This window comes from Corynebacterium sp. Marseille-P4611 (assembly GCF_916618765.1).
GTDB classification, from domain to species: domain Bacteria; phylum Actinomycetota; class Actinomycetes; order Mycobacteriales; family Mycobacteriaceae; genus Corynebacterium; species Corynebacterium marquesiae.
In genome coordinates this window covers 2,062,501-2,081,180 of the sequence record NZ_CAKAKD010000001.1, presented here as the reverse complement: position 1 = coordinate 2,081,180, position 18,680 = coordinate 2,062,501, and the positions used below count along the sequence as shown (strand labels likewise).

Annotated in this window: 13 protein-coding genes, 2 rRNA genes, 1 pseudogene and 1 riboswitch (1 of these 17 running past the window's edge); of the genes and pseudogenes, 10 read left to right on the top strand and 6 right to left on the bottom strand. The window is 57.2% G+C overall.

Annotated elements, in window-relative coordinates:
- Window positions 1-3 precede the first annotated feature (3 nt).
- The 6 genes and pseudogenes from LG376_RS09975 (at window position 4) to LG376_RS09950 (ending at window position 6,249) form a co-directional block, all read left to right on the top strand.
- The gene (locus tag LG376_RS09975; protein ID WP_198492992.1) at window positions 4-486 is read left to right on the top strand and encodes an arginine repressor; all 483 of its coding nucleotides are present in this window, start codon (window positions 4-6) and stop codon (window positions 484-486) included.
- Window positions 487-567: 81 nt separating this feature from the next.
- A complete protein-coding gene (locus LG376_RS09970; protein WP_049378720.1) occupies window positions 568-1,788 on the top strand; it encodes an argininosuccinate synthase in 1,221 nt (406 codons plus the stop codon).
- Window positions 1,789-1,794: 6 nt separating this feature from the next.
- On the top strand, window positions 1,795-3,225 hold the full coding sequence (argH, locus tag LG376_RS09965) for an argininosuccinate lyase (RefSeq protein ID WP_225746998.1): 1,431 nt from the start codon (window positions 1,795-1,797) through the stop codon (window positions 3,223-3,225).
- 218 nt (window positions 3,226-3,443) lie between these two features.
- Window positions 3,444-4,961, top strand: a complete 1,518-nt coding sequence (locus LG376_RS09960) for an amino acid permease (RefSeq protein ID WP_225746997.1) — start codon at window positions 3,444-3,446, stop codon at window positions 4,959-4,961.
- 19 nt (window positions 4,962-4,980) lie between these two features.
- The gene (locus LG376_RS09955; RefSeq protein ID WP_005323253.1) at window positions 4,981-6,018 is read left to right on the top strand and encodes an ornithine cyclodeaminase; all 1,038 of its coding nucleotides are present in this window, start codon (window positions 4,981-4,983) and stop codon (window positions 6,016-6,018) included.
- A gap of 47 nt (window positions 6,019-6,065) precedes the next feature.
- Window positions 6,066-6,249, top strand: a pseudogene (locus LG376_RS09950) (Trm112 family protein).
- A gap of 137 nt (window positions 6,250-6,386) precedes the next feature.
- Here the strand turns inward: LG376_RS09950 and LG376_RS09945 are convergent.
- The 6 genes from LG376_RS09945 to thiC are packed head-to-tail and all read right to left on the bottom strand — an operon-like array spanning window position 6,387 to window position 12,415.
- Window positions 6,387-7,562 (bottom strand): ThiF family adenylyltransferase, encoded by a 1,176-nt coding sequence (locus LG376_RS09945; RefSeq protein ID WP_200287554.1) that lies wholly within the window; start codon window positions 7,560-7,562, stop codon window positions 6,387-6,389.
- Window positions 7,562-8,350 carry a thiazole synthase gene (locus tag LG376_RS09940; protein WP_023021625.1) on the bottom strand — a complete coding sequence of 263 codons (789 nt, stop codon included), beginning with the start codon at window positions 8,348-8,350 and terminating at the stop codon, window positions 7,562-7,564. The genes LG376_RS09945 and LG376_RS09940 overlap by 1 nt, the downstream gene beginning before the upstream one ends.
- A gap of 10 nt (window positions 8,351-8,360) precedes the next feature.
- Window positions 8,361-8,564: a sulfur carrier protein ThiS gene (gene thiS, locus LG376_RS09935; RefSeq protein ID WP_200287553.1), complete on the bottom strand. Its 204-nt coding sequence runs from the start codon at window positions 8,562-8,564 to the stop codon at window positions 8,361-8,363.
- Between the two features lie 24 nt (window positions 8,565-8,588).
- Window positions 8,589-9,797, bottom strand: a complete 1,209-nt coding sequence (gene thiO, locus LG376_RS09930; RefSeq protein WP_023027758.1) for a glycine oxidase ThiO — start codon at window positions 9,795-9,797, stop codon at window positions 8,589-8,591.
- On the bottom strand, window positions 9,790-10,455 hold the full coding sequence (locus LG376_RS09925; protein ID WP_034656487.1) for a thiamine phosphate synthase: 666 nt from the start codon (window positions 10,453-10,455) through the stop codon (window positions 9,790-9,792). Before LG376_RS09925 ends, thiO begins: the two co-directional genes overlap by 8 nt.
- A 28-nt stretch (window positions 10,456-10,483) precedes the next feature.
- Window positions 10,484-12,415, bottom strand: a complete 1,932-nt coding sequence (gene thiC, locus LG376_RS09920; RefSeq protein ID WP_023021621.1) for a phosphomethylpyrimidine synthase ThiC — start codon at window positions 12,413-12,415, stop codon at window positions 10,484-10,486.
- Between the two features lies 1 nt (window position 12,416).
- Window positions 12,417-12,531, bottom strand: a riboswitch (TPP riboswitch).
- Window positions 12,532-12,679: 148 nt separating this feature from the next.
- Here thiC and LG376_RS09915 point away from each other — a divergent pair.
- From LG376_RS09915 to LG376_RS09900, 4 genes are all read left to right on the top strand, one after another.
- Window positions 12,680-12,853: a Trm112 family protein gene (locus LG376_RS09915; protein WP_034656461.1), complete on the top strand. Its 174-nt coding sequence runs from the start codon at window positions 12,680-12,682 to the stop codon at window positions 12,851-12,853.
- Window positions 12,854-12,917: 64 nt separating this feature from the next.
- Window positions 12,918-14,204: a tyrosine--tRNA ligase gene (gene tyrS, locus LG376_RS09910; protein WP_023021619.1), complete on the top strand. Its 1,287-nt coding sequence runs from the start codon at window positions 12,918-12,920 to the stop codon at window positions 14,202-14,204.
- A 638-nt stretch (window positions 14,205-14,842) separates the two neighbouring features.
- Window positions 14,843-16,360, top strand: a 16S ribosomal RNA gene (locus LG376_RS09905).
- A gap of 458 nt (window positions 16,361-16,818) precedes the next feature.
- Window positions 16,819-18,680 (top strand): 23S ribosomal RNA (locus LG376_RS09900); it runs 1,207 nt beyond the window's last position.
- The 16S and 23S rRNA genes sit together here, the layout of an rRNA operon.

Genomic DNA, 18,680 nt, shown 5'->3' with positions numbered 1-18,680 from the left:
GTAATGAACACCCCGACCACCCGCAATGCTCGGCAGGCCAAGATCTTGGAGATTTTGGATCGCAATCGCGTCACCAGCCAGGTGCAACTATCCGAGCTTCTTCTCGCAGACGGCATCGACATCACCCAAGCCACTTTGTCCCGTGACTTGGATGAGCTGGGGGCGAAGAAGGTAAAGCGCGATGGTGGCCGTTCCTACTACGTGGTCGGCGGTGAGCTGGAGCAATTTGAAGACCAGGTGGGCGGCCCCCGTGAAAAGCTGCGCCGCATGCTCGATGAGCTGGTGGTATCCCATGATTCTTCCGGCAATATAGCTATGCTGCGCACCCCAGCCGGCGCGGCCCAGTATCTTGCCAGCTTTATTGACAGGGTGGGGCTGCGCGACGTCATCGGTTGCATCGCCGGAGATGACACCATCTTCGTCTTGGCGCGCGAGGGCGTCTCGGGCGCAGATCTGGCAGTGACACTTACCACGCGGAATATTTAGACGGCGGTGGTGGCAATTCACACCACCATCGTATATTATGTACTTAGATGAATTGTTTCCAATAGAACAAGGAGCTTAACCATGTCCGCACGCGTAGTCTTGGCTTACTCTGGTGGCCTTGATACTTCCGTTGCCATCCCATACCTAGCAAAAATGACCGGTGGTGACGTTGTCGCCGTTTCCTTGGACTTGGGCCAGGGTGGCGAAGATATGGAATCGGTTCGCCAGCGTGCACTTGACTGCGGTGCCGTAGAATCCATCGTTATCGATGCCAAGGATGAGTTTGCAGAGGAATACTGCGTTCCCACCATCAAGGCAAACGGCATGTACATGAAGCAGTACCCGCTGGTATCGGCTATTTCCCGCCCCCTCATTACCAAGCATTTGGTGAAAGCGGCGCAGGAATTCGGCGGCACCCACGTCTCCCACGGCTGCACCGGCAAGGGTAATGACCAGGTACGCTTCGAGGTTTCCTTCCGTGCGCAGGATCCTTCCCTCGAAATCATTGCCCCTGCACGCGATTATGCCTGGACCCGCGATAAGGCTATCGCCTTCGCGGAAGAGATTAACCTGCCGATTGAGCAGTCCGCTTCCTCGCCATTTTCCATCGATCAGAACCTGTGGGGCCGCGCGGTAGAGACCGGTTTCCTTGAGGATCTGTGGAACCCGCCAACGAAGGATCTCTATGCCTATACCGAGGACCCGAGCCTGGGTAATGCCCCGGATGAAATCATCATCTCCTTTGAGAAGGGTATCCCGGTGGCAGTTGATGGTCAGAAGATGTCCCCGCTGCAGATTATTGAAGAGGTCAACCGCCGCGCCGGTGCGCAGGGCATTGGCCGTCTGGATATGGTGGAGGACCGCTTGGTAGGCATTAAGTCCCGTGAGGTCTATGAGGCTCCGGGCGCCATGGTCCTCATCCAGGCCCACGAGGCGCTGGAGGATGTCACCGTGGAGCGCGAGTTGGCCCGCTACAAGCGCTTGACCGATGCCCGCTGGTCCGAGGAGGTCTATGACGGCCTCTGGCACTCGCCGCTGAAGCGTTCTCTGGATGCCTTCGTTGAGGAGTCCCAGGAAAACGTCACTGGCGATATCCGCCTGAGCATGCATGCCGGTACCGCCACGGTCACTGGGCGCCGTTCCGGTCAGTCGTTGTACTCCTTTGACCTGGCTACTTATGACACTGGCGATACCTTCGACCAGACCGCAGCTAAGGGCTTTGTGCAGCTGCACGGCCTGTCCACCCAGATCTCCAATCAGCGTGACCGCGACGGCGGTTTCCCCACCAGCGCGCAGAAGTAGGAGCACATGGAACCGCATAAGACTAATGAGGGTGCCCTATGGGGTGGCCGCTTCTCCGGCGGTCCATCTGAGGCGATGTTTGCCCTCTCTGTATCCACCCACTTTGACTGGGTGCTGGCACCATATGACGTACTAGCCTCCAAGGCGCATGCCAAGGTGTTGCATAAGGCTGGCTTGCTTTCCGACGACGATTTGGACACCATGCTCTCCGGCCTCACCGAACTAGGCGAGAAGGTGGCCTCTGGTGAGTTCCGCCCAGCGCCCACGGATGAGGACGTCCACGGTGCAATGGAGCGCGGGCTTATCGAGATTGTAGGCCCACAGGTGGGCGGTCGCCTGCGCGCCGGTCGTTCCCGTAATGACCAGGTCGCGACGCTGTTTCGCATGTGGGTACGTGATGCCATTCGCGATACCGCGGCTCAGGTAAGCGACTTGGTGGATGCCTTGGCCGATCAGGCAGCAGCACATCCGGACGCCATAATGCCGGGCAAAACTCACTCGCAGGCGGCACAGCCAGTTCTTTTGGCGCATGAGCTTTTGGGCCATGCGCAGCCACTTCTGCGCGATATTGAGCGTCTGCAGGACCTGGATAAGCGCTTGGCTGTATCGCCCTACGGTTCTGGCGCTCTAGCCGGTTCCTCCTTGCAGCTAGATCCGGAAGCCATTGCGGAGGAACTCGGCTTTGATGCCGCCGCGGAGAACTCCTTGGATGGCACTGCGGCTCGTGACTTTGCCTCCGAGACGGCTTTTGTCTTGGCGCAGATTGCCGTCGACATGTCCCGACTTTCGGAAGAAATTATCTACTGGTGCACGCCGGAATACGGCTACGTCACCCTTGATGATGCATGGTCGACCGGCTCGTCCATCATGCCGCAAAAGAAGAATCCGGACGTTCCGGAGCTCACCCGCGGCAAAACTGGCCGCCTTATCGGTAACCTCACTGGCCTGTTGTCTACGCTAAAGGCACAGCCGCTGGCATATAACCGCGACCTGCAGGAAGATAAGGAGCCCATCGTTGATTCGGTGGCGCAGCTTAACCTGCTGCTGCCGGCAATGACCGGGCTGGTGTCCACACTGACTTTCCACGAGGATCGCATGCGCGAACTTGCCCCGCGAGGGTTCACGCTGGCTACCGACTTGGCCGAATGGATGGTTCGCCAAGGCGTTCCTTTCCGCGAGGCGCACGAAGCGTCCGGCGCATGTGTGCGCATCGCTGAGGAGCGGGGAGTTGACCTAGTGGAGCTCACCGATGAGGATTTGGCGGGCGTCGACAAGCGGCTGAAGCCTAGCGTCCGTGACGTGCTCACTATCGACGGGGCAGTGGCCTCTCGTGCCACCAAGGGCGGCACCGCTGGTGTCCGCGTGGCGGAGCAGCGCGAGACTGTCCGCGAGCGTGCCGCGGCTGCTCGCACGTGGGCGCAGAAGCCGCTGCGCTAATTCTCGGGGCTCTTTAAAACCGCATGGTCGCTGGCCATGCGGTTCTTTTATATCTCGCTGCGGGGGTGGGAGATTGACCCCCATCCCCAACCTGTCAGCTGCGTTGTTGAACACAATGGGGGTAGTGGTGATATGGGTAACAATGTGGTGCGTTAGTATTCTTGCAGAGAATGTGATCTAACAGACTCATTCATCGTAATGAAAGGACGATCTCTCCTATGACAGTAAATTCGCCCCCGCCCACAGCGGGGCCGCACGAGAACGAGAAAGCGGTCTACGCCTCGGAAGACCACGGCCTGCAAAAGGGAATGGGCAATCGCCAGCTGCAGATGATCGCCATCGGTTCTGCCATCGGTACCGGTCTTCTTCTGGGCACCGGAAGTCGTTTGCAAGACGCCGGACCGTTTCTCGCGGTGCTCTATCTTGTTTGTGGCTTCTTCGGCTATATCATCCTGCGTTCTCTTGGCGAGCTCATCGTCTACCGCCCCAGCTCCGGCTCCTTCGTTTCCTATGCCCGCGAGTTTTACGGCGAGAAGACCGCCTTTGTTACCGGCTGGTTGTACTGGGGAAATTGGGCCATGACCCTGGTGGCGGATGGCACAGCCGTAGCTATCTACATCAAATGGTTCAGCCAATACACGTCGTGGCTCGATTCCGTTCCGCAGTGGGCACTTGCCCTCGTAGTTATCTGCGGCATCCTGGTATTCAATATGCTCTCGGTGAAGATCTTCGGCGAGCTGGAGTATTGGTTCTCGCTGATTAAGATTGTTGCATTGATCATCTTCATGCTGGTGGCCATCGGTGTCCTCATCTTCGGCCACCCGAGTGGCGATCCGACTGGCTTTAGTCTCATTTCTAATACCGGTGGCTGGTTGCCCAATGGCCTCATACCTGCCGTGATCGTCATTCAGGGTGTCGTCTTCGCCTACGCCGGTATTGAGCTTGTCGGCACCACCTCCGGTGAGACTAAAGATGTAGAAAAGCACATCCCGCGCGCGGTCAATAACGTGCTGCTGCGCATCCTGATTTTCTACTTCGGCTCCGTGCTGCTGCTCACGCTCGTGCTGCCGTACACAACTTACGTCGCTGACGTGTCGCCATTTGTGACCTTCTTTGAGTCCCTCGGCGTAGGTGTGGCGGCCCCGATTTTCCAGCTTGTCGTTATCACCGCTGCGATTTCCTCGCTCAACGCCGGCTTGTATTCCACCGGCCGCATTATGTACAACATGTCCACCTCCGGCTCCGGCCCGAAGTTTGGTGCTCGTATGTCCAAGTCTGGTGTGCCCTACGGCGGCATCGTCATGGCGGCCTTGGTGGGCTTGGTAGGCGTCTTCCTCAACTATGTGGTGCCGGAGATGGCGTTTGAAATCGTGCTCAACCTGGCAGCCTTGGGCACATTGGCGTCCTGGGCGGCAGTTGCGATCTCGCACCTCAAGTTTGTGCGCCTTGCTAAGAGCGGAAGCTACACCCGACCGGGATACCGCTCGCCGTTTGGCGAAGGCGGAGACTGGGCCGTACTCATCTTCATTGGCCTGGTCATTGTCCTGATGGCCTTTGATTATCCAATCGGTACCTATGCGCTGGCATCCACTCTGCTCCTCGTTCCGGTCTTTATGGCAATGTGGTACGCATGGCGCGACCGCATCCGTACTATCGCGGAAGAGAGGAAGGCGAAGCACCTACCTACCTCCAGCTTCCCGGCCGCACCGCAAACAGACCTTCACCCGAAGAACTAAATCTAAGAAAGGACTTCTTATGAACCACGCTGTTAAGTTCGTAGACGTAGAAAATATGGCGCGCTGGATTCAGCGCGAGGGCGTTGAAAACATCATTACCGGAATGGTGGATTACCTCGAGGCTGACTACCGCGAGTGGGAGCGCTTTGACAAGATTCCGCGCGTTGCTTCCCACACCCCGTTCGGAGTCATTGAGCTTATGCCTACGTCCAACGGTAAGGAGTACTCCTTCAAGTACGTCAACGGTCACCCGTCCAATCCGGCCCGTGGTTTCCAGACCGTTACTGCCTTTGGCGTGCTTGCCGACGTCGACAATGGTTACCCCACCTTCGAAGCCGAGATGACGCTGCTTACCGCACTGCGTACCGCCGCGACCTCCGCCATGGTGGCAAAGCACTTGGCACGCAAGGATTCCAAGCGCATGGCCATGGTCGGTGCCGGCTCCCAGTCCGAGTTCCAGGCGCTTGGCTTCCGCGGCGTTATGGGAATTGAGGACATTACCATCTATGACATCGACCCTGAGGCGGTAGAAAAGTTCAAGCGCAACTTGGAGCCACTGGGCTTTAATATCACTGCTTGTTCCAGCGTCGACGAGGCGGTTTTGGGGGCAGACATCATCACCACCTGTACCGCAGACAAGGCTCAGAACCAGATTCTGGCTGAGCGCCATGTCGCCCCAGGTGTCCACCTCAACGCTGTTGGCGGTGACTGCCCAGGTAAGACCGAGCTGGAAAGCTCCATTCTGGACAAGTCCAAGGTCTTCGTGGAGTTCCCGGAGCAGACTCGCATCGAGGGCGAAATTCAGCAGAAGCCCGAAGACTTCCCGGTTGTCGAGTTCTACCAGGTGCTCACCGGCCAGGCCACCGGCCGCGATGACGATGAGCAGATCACCCTCTTCGATGATGTCGGATTCGCAATCAACGACTTCTCCGCGCTGCGTTACCTGCGTGATTCCGTCAAGGGAACCGACTTGGAGTCCGAGATCGACATCATTGCCAACCCGGACGATCCTAAGGATCTGTTCTCCTTGGTTGCTAACGTTCCGTCCTTGCTTTAAAGCAAAGGTGGGGTAGAGGGATTTTACTTCTCCCTCTACCCGCTGGGATTAGATGTAAGAGTCTTGACCCAAAGTTGCTCGAGGTACTTGTCCGTCCGCAGGACAAGGGCCTGTTGATATATCCGGAAGATAAGCAAGTCCTTGTCAATGAGCGTTCCTAGCATTGCCTATCCCATTGAAGATGACGTTCCAGTAATTCTGGTAGGCCACGCGATGAAATGGCCCTCCTGAATCTGGATTCTATGTAAAGTCTGGATACTCTGTGCTAAACAGGTGACTCCCCAGCACCTTTTTATGAATCCAACGCGAAGTTCAAGGTGGACCTACCGGAAAACCCGAATCACCTTGTCATCGACATCATTGTCTAGCTAGTGCTTAGGTATTCCGTGGAACGCTGCGGGCTGGCTTGTTATGCCGCCTGCGACGTTTAGCATATTAATACCACGCTGTTTTGCATCCGCGGCGAAGGTCGAGATGAAGTTGGCCGATCGCTTGCCGGAAGCACAGTATACCCACGCTTTGCGCTGCCCTTCGGCCTGCAGGGAATCGAGCAGGCAGCGCGCCACCTCTGGATCGTCCTGCCACACGGAGGTTGGTAAATGGTAATGCTCTGTGCCGGCAGCAAAAAAGAAATCATCTATGGCAGCCTCCCCGGCCTCGCGCACGTCGATGGCCGTGGCACCGTCGCGCAGATCTTCGAACATCTCGGGGGCAGTGGCAGCGGCAGCGGCAGCATCGGCATCCGGCACGGCACAAGCTGCGCTACCGTAGTCTTGCTGCAGCTGTATGGTTAGCTCGCGTGCCGGGTCGTGGGGCACGCGGAAGTGAGTGATGGAGGCGGTCAGGGCATCGTAGATGCTCAACAAGCCCACCCGGTCGTGGTTCATGCCGGTTGCGAACTGGATTAGCTCGGTGGACATCAAGCCCGCGACCACGCTGGTGGTTACGCCCAGCACACCGGCGGTGGCGCAATCCGGCACGGAATCTGGGTCGGGTTGCAGGGGATAGAGGTCGCGCATGCCCACGCCGGACTCGGCGCCGGGCCCAGACCACCACACTGCGCAGTCGCCCCGGTAGCGAAGCACCGAGCCCCACACCAGCGGGGTGCCTGTGATCTCCGCAGCATCCGCTGCTAGGAACTTGGTGGCAAACGTGTCAGAACCATCCACTAGGATGTCCACCCCACGAAGGTAGCCCACGGCATTGTCGACGGTAAAACGGTCGCGAATCGCATGTACTACGATGCCGGTCTGCAGCTGCCGGAGCTTTTCGGCGGCGACGTCCACCTTGGGCCTTCCCACATCGTGGGTGCCGAACAGGATCTGGCGGTGGATGTTAGTGAGATCCACCGTGTCGTCATCGATCACAGAGATTTCGCCAACACCGGCGGCAGCTAGCTGCTGCATCAGGGGGCAGCCCAATCCGCCAGCGCCGATGACGAACACGTGGGTGCCGTGCAGCGCCTCTTGCTGGGGGATGCCGAAGCCAGGCAATAGGGTTTGGCGGGCTACTCTGTACAACTCTTCACGGGGCAGTGGGCTCATTACAGGACTTTGTCTTCCCAGCTAGCCAACCCCTCGAATGATGACGAGGCCACGGCGTGCTGCCGTTTCGGAATGCGGCCAGCTTGCCGGGCCAACCGGCCACCTTCCACGGCGTATTTCATTGCAGTGGCCATCGCCATGGGGTCCTGGCAGCGGTTAATAGCACTCGCTAAAAGCACGCCATCGCAGCCCAGCTCCATGGCCAGTGCAGCATCGGAGGCCGTGCCCACACCGGCATCCAGCAGCACGGGAACATGGGTGCGCGAACAGATCAGCTCGATGTTGTGCGGGTTCAGGATGCCTAGGCCCGTGCCGATGGGCGAGCCTAAAGGCATCACCGCTTCCACGCCCACGTCTTCTAGACGCTTGGCGACGATCGGATCGTCGCTGGTATATGCCAGCACCACAAATCCTTCAGCAACCAGCATCTCGCAGGCATCCACGAGCTCTACCACGTCGGGCAGAAGCGTATGGTCATCCGCGATAACTTCCACCTTCACCCAATTGGTGCCCAGCGCCTCGCGGGCTAGCTTGGCGGTTGTTACTGCGTCCCGAGCGGTGCGGCACCCAGCAGTGTTGGGCAGCACGTCAATGCCCAATCGCTGCAAGAGCTCGAAGATGGATTCCCCACCGGTGCTAGCGCTCGTGGCACTGTGCCTACGCATGGCAACGGTGGTCAGCTGTGTACCGCTGGCAACTAAGGATTGTTCCAACATAGCCTGGCTACTTGCCCCGCCGGTTCCCATCACTAGGTGCGAATCGAATTGTTTATCTGCGATAGAAAGCATGAGTAAAGCCCTACCCGCCCTGCACGGCGATCAGGATATCCATTTCATCGCCGTCGGTAACTTCATAAGACCAGTCGCTGGCTGGGATCACGTCGCCATTGACGGCCACGGCGACGCCTTTCGGCGAGGCATCGCCGGTCTCTGCTTTTACGACGGCAGCCACGGTGATATGCCCCTCGCTGCTGCGGCGCTTTCCATTAAGCGTGTATTCCATGGTGCTTATTCCTTTCTTTTGTGGCTATCGGGGTGGGCTGTATCGGGCGTGGCGTAGTGGATCGCAGGCAGAGATGTCTATCTCCAACCCGTTGGCGGGGTAGGTGCCCAACCCCAACTGGGCACCTACCTTAGCCCCAAAGGCGGACAACAGGATTCCGTGGCGGAAGTAGCCGGTGGAGATCACCAGCCCGTCGCGCACCTTGCCAAGGTAGGGCAGATCATCTGGTGTGCCGGGCCGGGCGCCGACGATGGCTTCGATGAACTCGCAATCCTCTAGCCCAGGAACCACGCGGATGGCGTCTCGAAGAAGCGTGTGCACACCGTCTACAGAAGGACCTTTGCGGTTGTCTTCGCGGCTGGTTGCACCGACGGCGATGGTGCCATCGGTGCGGGGGATGACATAAACCGGCCGGTCCTCCACGAATGCGCGCACCACTCGGGTAAGCGGTTCGCCACTGGTGTGCACCAGCGCGTCTGGGACCCGCAGCCGCAGCATGTCACCGTACACCGGCCGTAGCGCTAGGGGATTGACACCCTCGAACCAGCCGTCTACGTCTTTGGCACCTAGCCCGTTGCAGAGATAGACCGTGTCGCCGGTGGCCACTCGGCCATCGGTGAGCTGTACATCGTGCCCGTTGATGCGCGTTGCGGCCGTCGCCACGAAGCGAACTCCGGCTTGCTGCAGGTAGTCCAACAGGCACGCGCTGAACATGCGCGGGTTGATCTGATGGTCGCCCGGGATTTCCACTGCCGCCGCCAACTGGGGGCTTAGCCCCTGCTCTAGCCTTCGGGCTTGCCGTAGTGTCAGCGCCTGGGCATCCATACCGTGTCTTTGCTGCAGCGCCAGCAACTCGCGGATATGGACGCCATCGGCGCGGTCGGCACCCACCACCAGGGTGGATTCACTGCGGTGCCCGGTCGGTGCGGTAGTTTTCTTACCCAACCTGGCCAGCAGGTGGGGGAACATCTCGCCCGAAGCCACCATCAGCGGGTATAGCGGCTCTTGCCGGTATTGCACCTCCGCAACCGGCGCCAGCATGCCACCGGCCACGAACGTGGCACCGCTAATGGGCTGGGGATCGACCACGACAATTTCTTGTGGGGATACGCCCGCTTCCACCAATTCGAATGCCGTGGCCAGCCCGATGATTCCCGCGCCAATGATGGCGTGCTCCGCGCGTAGCTTCTGACTATCGGGGTGGTTGCCCGGGCTGAGAACAGTGTTATTCATGTGAACCGATTGCTGCATTCCCGTTCACCCGATCGAAAGCTTGCACAACCGTGGTCGCCAAGGTAGTCGGATCATCGGAGTCCATGAAGGCGCGCACAATCGCCACACCAGACACACCGGTTTGGGCCAGTGCTGCGGCATCGGTGGCCTGTACATCACCGATTGCCACGACCGGAACGGCCGAGGCCGCCACGAGTGGGGGATAGCCTTCCAACCCCAGCGGAGTGCGGCCGGAGATTTTCGTCGGGGTGGGGCGGAACGGACCGGCACCGATGTAGTCGATCACATCTGCGTACTCGTTAGCGTCCTGCACTAGCTCTAGGGTTCCGGTGGTCAGCCCGATGATCGCATCCTCGCCAAGAATCTGCCGCGCCAGGTGCGGGTTCAAGTCGTCTTGGCCGATGTGTACGCCGTGGATGTGGTGATCATCCATTAGGGCGGCCGCTACATCCACTCGGTCATCGATAAGCACCTTCGTTGCCGGATTGGCTTCCTCGACTGCCGCGGCAACGTCGATAGCTAGGGCGGTCAGATCGCGCACGCTGATGGGCTTGCTGCGCACTTGAATCACGCCCGCACCACCGGCGGCCGCTGCCGCGGCAACCTGGACGACCTTTTCCTGCGGTGCTCCCGTAACGTGGTAGCACCGCAGATCCAGGTGGCTACCCTGCGCAGCAGGGCGAGGCTTAGCGCTCACTGGGGATCGCTGCTTCCTTCTCCAGATCCTCGGCCACTTCCTTGGCCTCATTGCGGTCTAGATACAGCTTGGATCCCGCACGGCGGAACTCCTCGGCCATTTCTTCTTCGCCTTCGGTATTAGTGACGCGTTCTCCGTCTACACTCTGGCGCCCGAAGCCTGGCAAGCCGAGGTCCTTGACTAGCGTTTGCTTCTGGTCGGTGGCCAGAGCCTCATCGATCTTGTCACCGAATGCGTCGCGGATGTCCTGGCTGATCCGCATGGAGCAGAACTTAGGTCCACACATCGAGCAGAAGTGAGCGGTCTTTGCCGGCTCCGCGGGCAGAGTTTCGTCGTGGTAGGACTGGGCAGTATCCGGGTCTAGGGACAGGGCAAATTGATCGTGCCAGCGGAACTCGAAGCGCGCCTTGCTCATCGCATCGTCCCACTCGTGGGCGCCAGGGTGGCCCTTGGCGACGTCGGCGGCGTGGGCGGAGACCTTGTAGGTAATTACACCGGTCTTCACGTCGTCCTTGTTCGGCAGGCCAAGGTGCTCCTTCGGGGTGACGTAGCACAGCATTGCGGTACCTCCCATGGCGATATTGGCCGCACCGATGGCGGAGGTAATGTGGTCGTAGCCAGGCGCAATATCGGTGACCAGCGGCCCCAGGGTATAAAACGGTGCGCCGCCGCACCATTCCTGCTCTTTTTCATTGTTAACCTGCACCATGTTAAGCGGCACGTGGCCTGGGCCTTCGACCATGACCTGAACGTCGTACTCCCAGGCGCGGTGGGTTAGCTCGCCGATGGTCTTCAGCTCAGCGAACTGGGCTGCGTCGTTGGCATCGGCGATGGAGCCTGGGCGCAGGCCGTCGCCCAGAGAGAACGCAACGTCGTACTTGGCGAAGATCTCGCACAGCTCGTCGAAGTTCTCGTACAGGAAGGACTCCTTGTGATGAGCCAAGCACCAGCCGGCCATGATGGAACCGCCGCGGGAAACGATGCCGGTTACGCGCTTGGTGGTCAGCGGCACGAAGGGCAGGCGTACGCCGGCGTGGATCGTCATGTAGTCCACACCTTGTTCGCATTGTTCGATCACGGTATCGCGGAAGATTTCCCAGGTCAGGTCCTCGGCCACGCCGTCGACTTTCTCGAGTGCCTGGTAAATCGGCACGGTACCGATCGGTACCGGGGAGTTGCGCATGATCCACTCGCGAGTGGTGTGAATGTCGTTACCGGTGGATAGGTCCATTACGGTGTCTGCACCCCAGCGGGTGGCCCAGCGCAGCTTGTCTACCTCTTCGCGGATGGACGAGCTCACCGCGGAGTTACCGATATTGGCGTTGATCTTCGTATTGAAGGCATTGCCGATGATCATCGGCTCAGATTCCGGGTGGTTGATGTTGTTCGGGATGATCGCCTTGCCGGAGGCAACCTGCTCGCGCACCTTTTCTACGTCGCAGTGTTCGCGCAGTGCGACGTATTCCATCTCCGGGGTGATAATACCCTGGCGGGCGTAGTGCATCTGGGTTACGCGCTTGCCCTCCTTGGCCCGCAGCGTCTGGCGGCTAGCGCCTTTCCATTCGTCACTGGCCTCGCCACGTTTGAGGGCGCGGTTACCGTCATCCAACAGGTTGCGGCGCCTGCCCTCGTAGGCTTCTACATCACCGCGGGCTTCGATCCACTCACTGCGCAAAGCCTCCAGGCCCTCGGTCGGTTCGGCCCAGGGGCCGCGAGTGCGGTAGAGCTTCTGCGGTGGATTCGGGCCCGTTGGGGAATCGTCCAGCTGAACTTCGGTTTCCGGCACCTGTAGGGTGAAGGTCTTGCCGAAGGATTCCACCTGCTTTTCGATGGGGGCGAAGCTGTGCTTCGGGTGGATTTCCGCACCATAGTCGTCATTCGGGATGGTAGTGCGGGTGTGCTGTGTAGACGGATCCGTCATAAAAGTCTCTCCTCATTCTTCCTTCGCTGGTTCTAACCAGGCAGGTTCTAGCGGTACTCGCGCGGGGATTACAGCGCGATCTCAGCTCGATACCTCGAGCGCCCGTGTTCGGTTGCACTTCCTACTGTAACGCACAGCACCCGCGTGTTAAGTCCTAGGGCGGACGGTTGATTGGACAGCCTCAATGAGCAAAGTAGAAAAGCGGTAAACAACTACAGAGAGTCACTCGGTGGGATGGCTGGGGCACGGGTTAGACTTAACAGCATGATTGATCAGAAGCTCCTAGAGATCCTCGCGTGCCCGATCGACAAGCAACCGCTGGAGGATCACGGCGACTATTTGGTTAACCCTAGGCTGAACAAGGCCTATCCGGTGCAGGACGGCATTCCGGTCCTGCTGGTGGACGAGGCTAAGGACTGGCCCATTGGGTCCAAGTAACTAAAGCCACACGCTCTGGAAAAGCAGACACTTAGATAATTAGGGAACAGGGGAGCACCTACGTATGACTAACAACACGAACATTGTTGACGAACTGGAATGGCGCGGGCTCATTAACCAGTCCACGGATTTGGAGGCTTTGAAAGAGGCCACAGAGAACCCGATCAGCTTGTACTGCGGTTTCGATCCGACGGGAAGCTCGCTGCACGCTGGGCACCTAGTACCACTGATTATGCTGAAACGCTTTCAGCAATTCGGCCACCGTCCAATCGCGCTGGCCGGCGGTGCGACGGGAATGATTGGTGACCCACGTGATGTTGGGGAGCGTTCTATGCTCACGGAAGAGCAGATCGCAGAGAATATGCAGATGATCAAGACACAACTTGAATCTTTCGTGGACTTCACCGATGAGAGTGACGTTTCAAGCCCAGCGGTGATGGTGAACAACGCGGACTGGATTAGCCAGATCAACGTCATCGAGTACCTGCGCGATATCGGTAAGAATTTCTCGCTGAATACCATGCTGGACCGCGATACGGTTAAGCGCCGCTTGGAGTCCGATGGCATTTCCTACACCGAGTTTTCCTACATGCTGCTGCAGGCTAACGACTTTGTGCACCTGCACAATGAGTACGACTGTGTCCTGCAGATTGGCGGTGGCGACCAGTGGGGCAACATCGTTTCCGGTGTGGATCTGAACCGGCGCGTGAATGGTGCGAAAGTCCACGGCCTGACGGTACCGCTGGTGACGGACGCCGAGGGTAATAAGTTCGGCAAATCCACCGGCGGCGGCAAGCTATGGTTGGATCCGCAGCTGACCAGCCCATACTCCTGGTACCAGTACTTTATTAATGCTGGAGACGCGGTGGTTATCGATTACCTGCGTTGGTTTACATTCTTGACTCAGGAGGAGATCGCGGATCTGGAGCGCAAGGTAGAGGAGGAACCCTACAAGCGTGAGGCGCAGCGAGTGTTGGCGCGAGAAATGACCACACTGGTCCACGGCGCACAAGCCACCGAAGCAGTGGAGCTGGCCTCTCAAGCTTTGTTCGGTAAGGCGGAGTTGCAGGATTTGGACGAGGCCACCCTGTCTTCTGCATTGCAGGAGACCGAGGTAGCGGAAGTCAGCTCGGATGCCACGATCCTGGATCTATTGGTAGGTGCGGGATTGGAGAAATCGAAGGGTGCCGCGCGCCGCACTGTGGGTGAAGGCGGTGCATACGTGAATAACCAGCGCATCGAGGACATCGAATGGTCTCCGTCTTCCCAAGACCTCCTGCATGGCTCGTGGCTGGTATTGCGCAAGGGCAAGAAGCGCTTCGCTGGGGCACGGGTTGTGAATCCTTCCTAATGCCGTCACGCTTCGTGTCAATAAGGTAGCTACATGATCCCTTGGTAACGGTTATTGGCCATTTACCAGGGGATTTGTGTGTTTCTAGGTGTGGGGTGTAGCTTTATCGAAGTCGCTGAGAGGTAGCCGGGAGGTTACTTGTGAGCGAATTTTGTACGGACTTGGTTCGATGATTTGATTTTGTTCTTTGAGTTGAGTAAGTTTGTACGGGCTGCCGATGAGAGGTTAACGGGAAGTTAATTTTTTGTTGGTTGGTGGTGATGTTTGAGAACTCAATAGTGTGCCAATGTACTTTTTATTTTTTGTGTGCATGGTTGTGTGTTGATTGGTTTGTCTGCCAGCAGGCTTAGTGGTTTGTTGGTTGGTGTGTGCCGGTTGGGTATGTGGAATACGTACCTTTTTGAATGCTGTTTGGTGTTTCGGCTGCATTGAGATGGATTGGTTGGCATGTGATTGTGTTTACCTTTTTTGGTTTCCTCTTTTTGACCCCGTCGGGTTGAGGGGACTGTTTATTTTTTCTTTGTAGTAATTTTTTGGACGCCAGCACGGGCTGCATTGTTGTGTGGTTTGTGGTGGTTTGTTCTTTTGTTGGGTTTCGGGCTTTTCACGGCCTGTTTCGGATGTTGTTCTGAAATTTTTTTGTGGAGAGTTTGATCCTGGCTCAGGACGAACGCTGGCGGCGTGCTTAACACATGCAAGTCGAACGGAAAGGCCCTGCTTGCAGGGTACTCGAGTGGCGAACGGGTGAGTAACACGTGGGTGATCTGCCCTGCACTTCGGGATAAGCCTGGGAAACTGGGTCTAATACCGGATAGGAGCCATTTTTAGTGTGATGGTTGGAAAGTTTTTTCGGTGTAGGATGAGCTCGCGGCCTATCAGCTTGTTGGTGGGGTAATGGCCTACCAAGGCGGCGACGGGTAGCCGGCCTGAGAGGGTGGACGGCCACATTGGGACTGAGATACGGCCCAGACTCCTACGGGAGGCAGCAGTGGGGAATATTGCACAATGGGCGCAAGCCTGATGCAGCGACGCCGCGTGGGGGATGACGGCCTTCGGGTTGTAAACTCCTTTCGCTAGGGACGAAGCTTTTTGTGACGGTACCTAGATAAGAAGCACCGGCTAACTACGTGCCAGCAGCCGCGGTAATACGTAGGGTGCGAGCGTTGTCCGGAATTACTGGGCGTAAAGGGCTCGTAGGTGGTTTGTCGCGTCGTCTGTGAAATTCCGGGGCTTAACTCCGGGCGTGCAGGCGATACGGGCATAACTTGAGTACTGTAGGGGTAACTGGAATTCCTGGTGTAGCGGTGAAATGCGCAGATATCAGGAGGAACACCGATGGCGAAGGCAGGTTACTGGGCAGTTACTGACGCTGAGGAGCGAAAGCATGGGTAGCGAACAGGATTAGATACCCTGGTAGTCCATGCCGTAAACGGTGGGCGCTAGTGTTGAGGGTCTTTGCACGACTTGCGTGCCGTAGCTAACGCATTAAGCGCCCCGCCTGGGGAGTACGGCCGCAAGGCTAAAACTCAAAGGAATTGACGGGGGCCCGCACAAGCGGCGGAGCATGTGGATTAATTCGATGCAACGCGAAGATCCTTACCTGGGCTTGACATACACTGGATCGCTGCAGAGATGTAGTTTCCCTTTGTGGCTGGTGTACAGGTGGTGCATGGTTGTCGTCAGCTCGTGTCGTGAGATGTTGGGTTAAGTCCCGCAACGAGCGCAACCCTTGTCTTATGTTGCCAGCATTTGGTTGGGGACTCATGAGAGACTGCCGGGGTCAACTCGGAGGAAGGTGGGGATGACGTCAAATCATCATGCCCCTTATGTCCAGGGCTTCACACATGCTACAATGGTCGGTACAACGCGCAGCGACACTGTGAGGTGGAGCGAATCGCTGAAAGCCGGCCTTAGTTCGGATTGGGGTCTGCAACTCGACCCCATGAAGTCGGAGTCGCTAGTAATCGCAGATCAGCAATGCTGCGGTGAATACGTTCCCGGGCCTTGTACACACCGCCCGTCACGTCATGAAAGTTGGTAACACCCGAAGCCGGTGGCCCAAACTTGTTAGGGAGCCGTCGAAGGTGGGATCGGCGATTGGGACGAAGTCGTAACAAGGTACCCGTACCGGAAGGTGCGGGTGGATCACCTCCTTTCTAAGGAGCTTTTATTATTCGGGTGCAGTTGCACCCTGGTTGGTTGAGTGTGCGAGTGTCATGCTGCCGACCTTATTGTTGTAAAAATTGTCCGGGTGAAACACACACCTTTTAAGGCAAGGCCAAGTGTTTGAATGGCGCTTTGTGACACACGCGCCGTGCACAGTTGTAAAAAGTAATTTGTTTGTATGTTGGTGCATTGTTGGGTGTCTGGGGCATTATTCCCCTTTTTTGTGTGCCTGACCATGAGTCTTGCTGGCACGGTGTGTGTTGGTGGGGTGTGGTTGGGGTGTTGTGTGAGAACTGTATAGTGGACGCGAGCATTAAACACGTATGGATGGGCTGCATTTTTGTGGTTTGTTTGTGTGTGTTTGTGTGATTTCTTTTTTCTTTAGTCAATTTTTTGTCAAGTTCACTTGTGTGGCCACTGCGTGTATTTTTTGTGTGTGGTGGTTTGTGTGTTCGTTATTAAGGGCGCATGGTGGATGCCTTGGCATGCTGAGCCGATGAAGGACGTGAAAGGCTGCGTTAAGCCTCGGGGAGTTGTCAATTAAGCGTTGATCCGAGGATGTCCGAATGGGGAAACCTGGCCCTGGTTATGTGGGGTTACCCTTCAGTGAATTCATAGCTGTTGTGGGGGTTTACGCGGGGAAGTGAAACATCTCAGTACCCGTAGGAGGAGAAAATAATAATGATTCTGCTAGTAGTGGCGAACGAACGTGGATGAGGCTAAACCGTGTGCATGTGATACCTGGTAGGGGTTGTGTGTGCGGTGTTGTGGGCCCCAACGTGCGGTGACTGCCATCATCGTGCTTGTGTGTTGTTGTTAGGTGAAGTGGTTTGGAATTACCTGCCGGAGAAGGTGAGAGTCCTGTAGTTGAAGACAATGGCATGCAGGTTGTTGGGTTGCCCGAGTAGCAGCGGGCTCGTGGAATCTGTTGTGAATCTGCCGGGACCACCCGGTAAGCCTAAATACTCAGTGTGACCGATAGTGTATTAGTACCGTGAGGGAATGGTGAAAAGTACCCCGGGAGGGGAGTGAAATAGTTCCTGAAACCATGTGCTTACAATCCGTCAGAGCACCTTTTGTGTGTGATGGCGTGCCTTTTGAAGAATGAGCCTGCGAGTCAGCGGCATGTCGCGAGGTTAACCCGTGTGGGGTAGCCGTAGGGAAACCGAATCCTAATGGGGTGTCAAGTGGCATGTCCTGGACCCGAAGCGGGGTGATCTACCCATGGCCAGTGTGAAGCAGCTGTAAGAGGTTGTGGAGGCGCGAACCCACGTAGGTTGAAAACTGCGGGGATGAGCTGTGGGTAGGGGTGAAAGGCCAATCAAACTCCGTGATAGCTGGTTCTCCCCGAAATGCATTTAGGTGCAGCGTCGTATTATAGCTTGGTGGAGGTAGAGCGACTGGTTGGTTGAGCGGGACTACAATCTTAGCAATGTCAGCCAAACTCCGAATGCCACTAATTGTGTTGTACGGCAGTGAGACTGTGGGGGATAAGCTTCATAGTCGAGAGGGAAACAGCCCAGATCGCCGGTTAAGGCCCCTAAGGGTGTACTAAGTGGAAAAGGATGTGGGATCGCGAAGACAGCCAGGAGGTTGGCTTAGAAGCAGCCATCCTTGAAAGAGTGCGTAATAGCTCACTGGTCGAGTGGTTCTGCGCCGACAATTTAGTGGGGCTCAAGTACACCGCCGAAGCCGCGGCAAACAATTTTTGTTTGGGTAGGGGAGCGTCGTGCATGGGTGGAAGCGTTACCGTAAGGAGGCGTGGACTGTGTGCGAGTGAGAATGCAGGCATGAGTAACGAATTGATAGGTGAGAATCCTATCCGCCGGATGACTAAGGGTTCCTGGGTCAAGTTCGTCTTCCCAGGGTGAGTCGGGACCTAAGGCGAGGCCGACAGGCGTAGTCGATGGATAACCAGTTGATATTCTGGTACCCGTACATGCGCGCCCATGATGAAGCACTGATACTAACCACCGCGGATGCACTACTGGTACTCTTTGAGTGTTGGTGGTGTTGATGTCGTGGGGCCTGATGTGTGGTTCAAGTGATGGGGTGACGCAGTGAGGTAGCCACGCCACTTAGTGGATTGGTGGTGTAAGCGTGCAGACCGTGTGGTAGGTAAATCCGCCGCACATATGGTTGAGGCGTGATGCGTAGACCCATTGGGGTTGATGGTGGTGATCCTGTACTGTCGAGAAAAGCCTCTAGCGATGTGTGTGTATGGCCCGTACCCTAAACCGACACAGGTGGTCAGGTTGAAAATACTAAGGCGTTCGGGTGAACTGTGGTTAAGGAATTCGGCAAAATGCC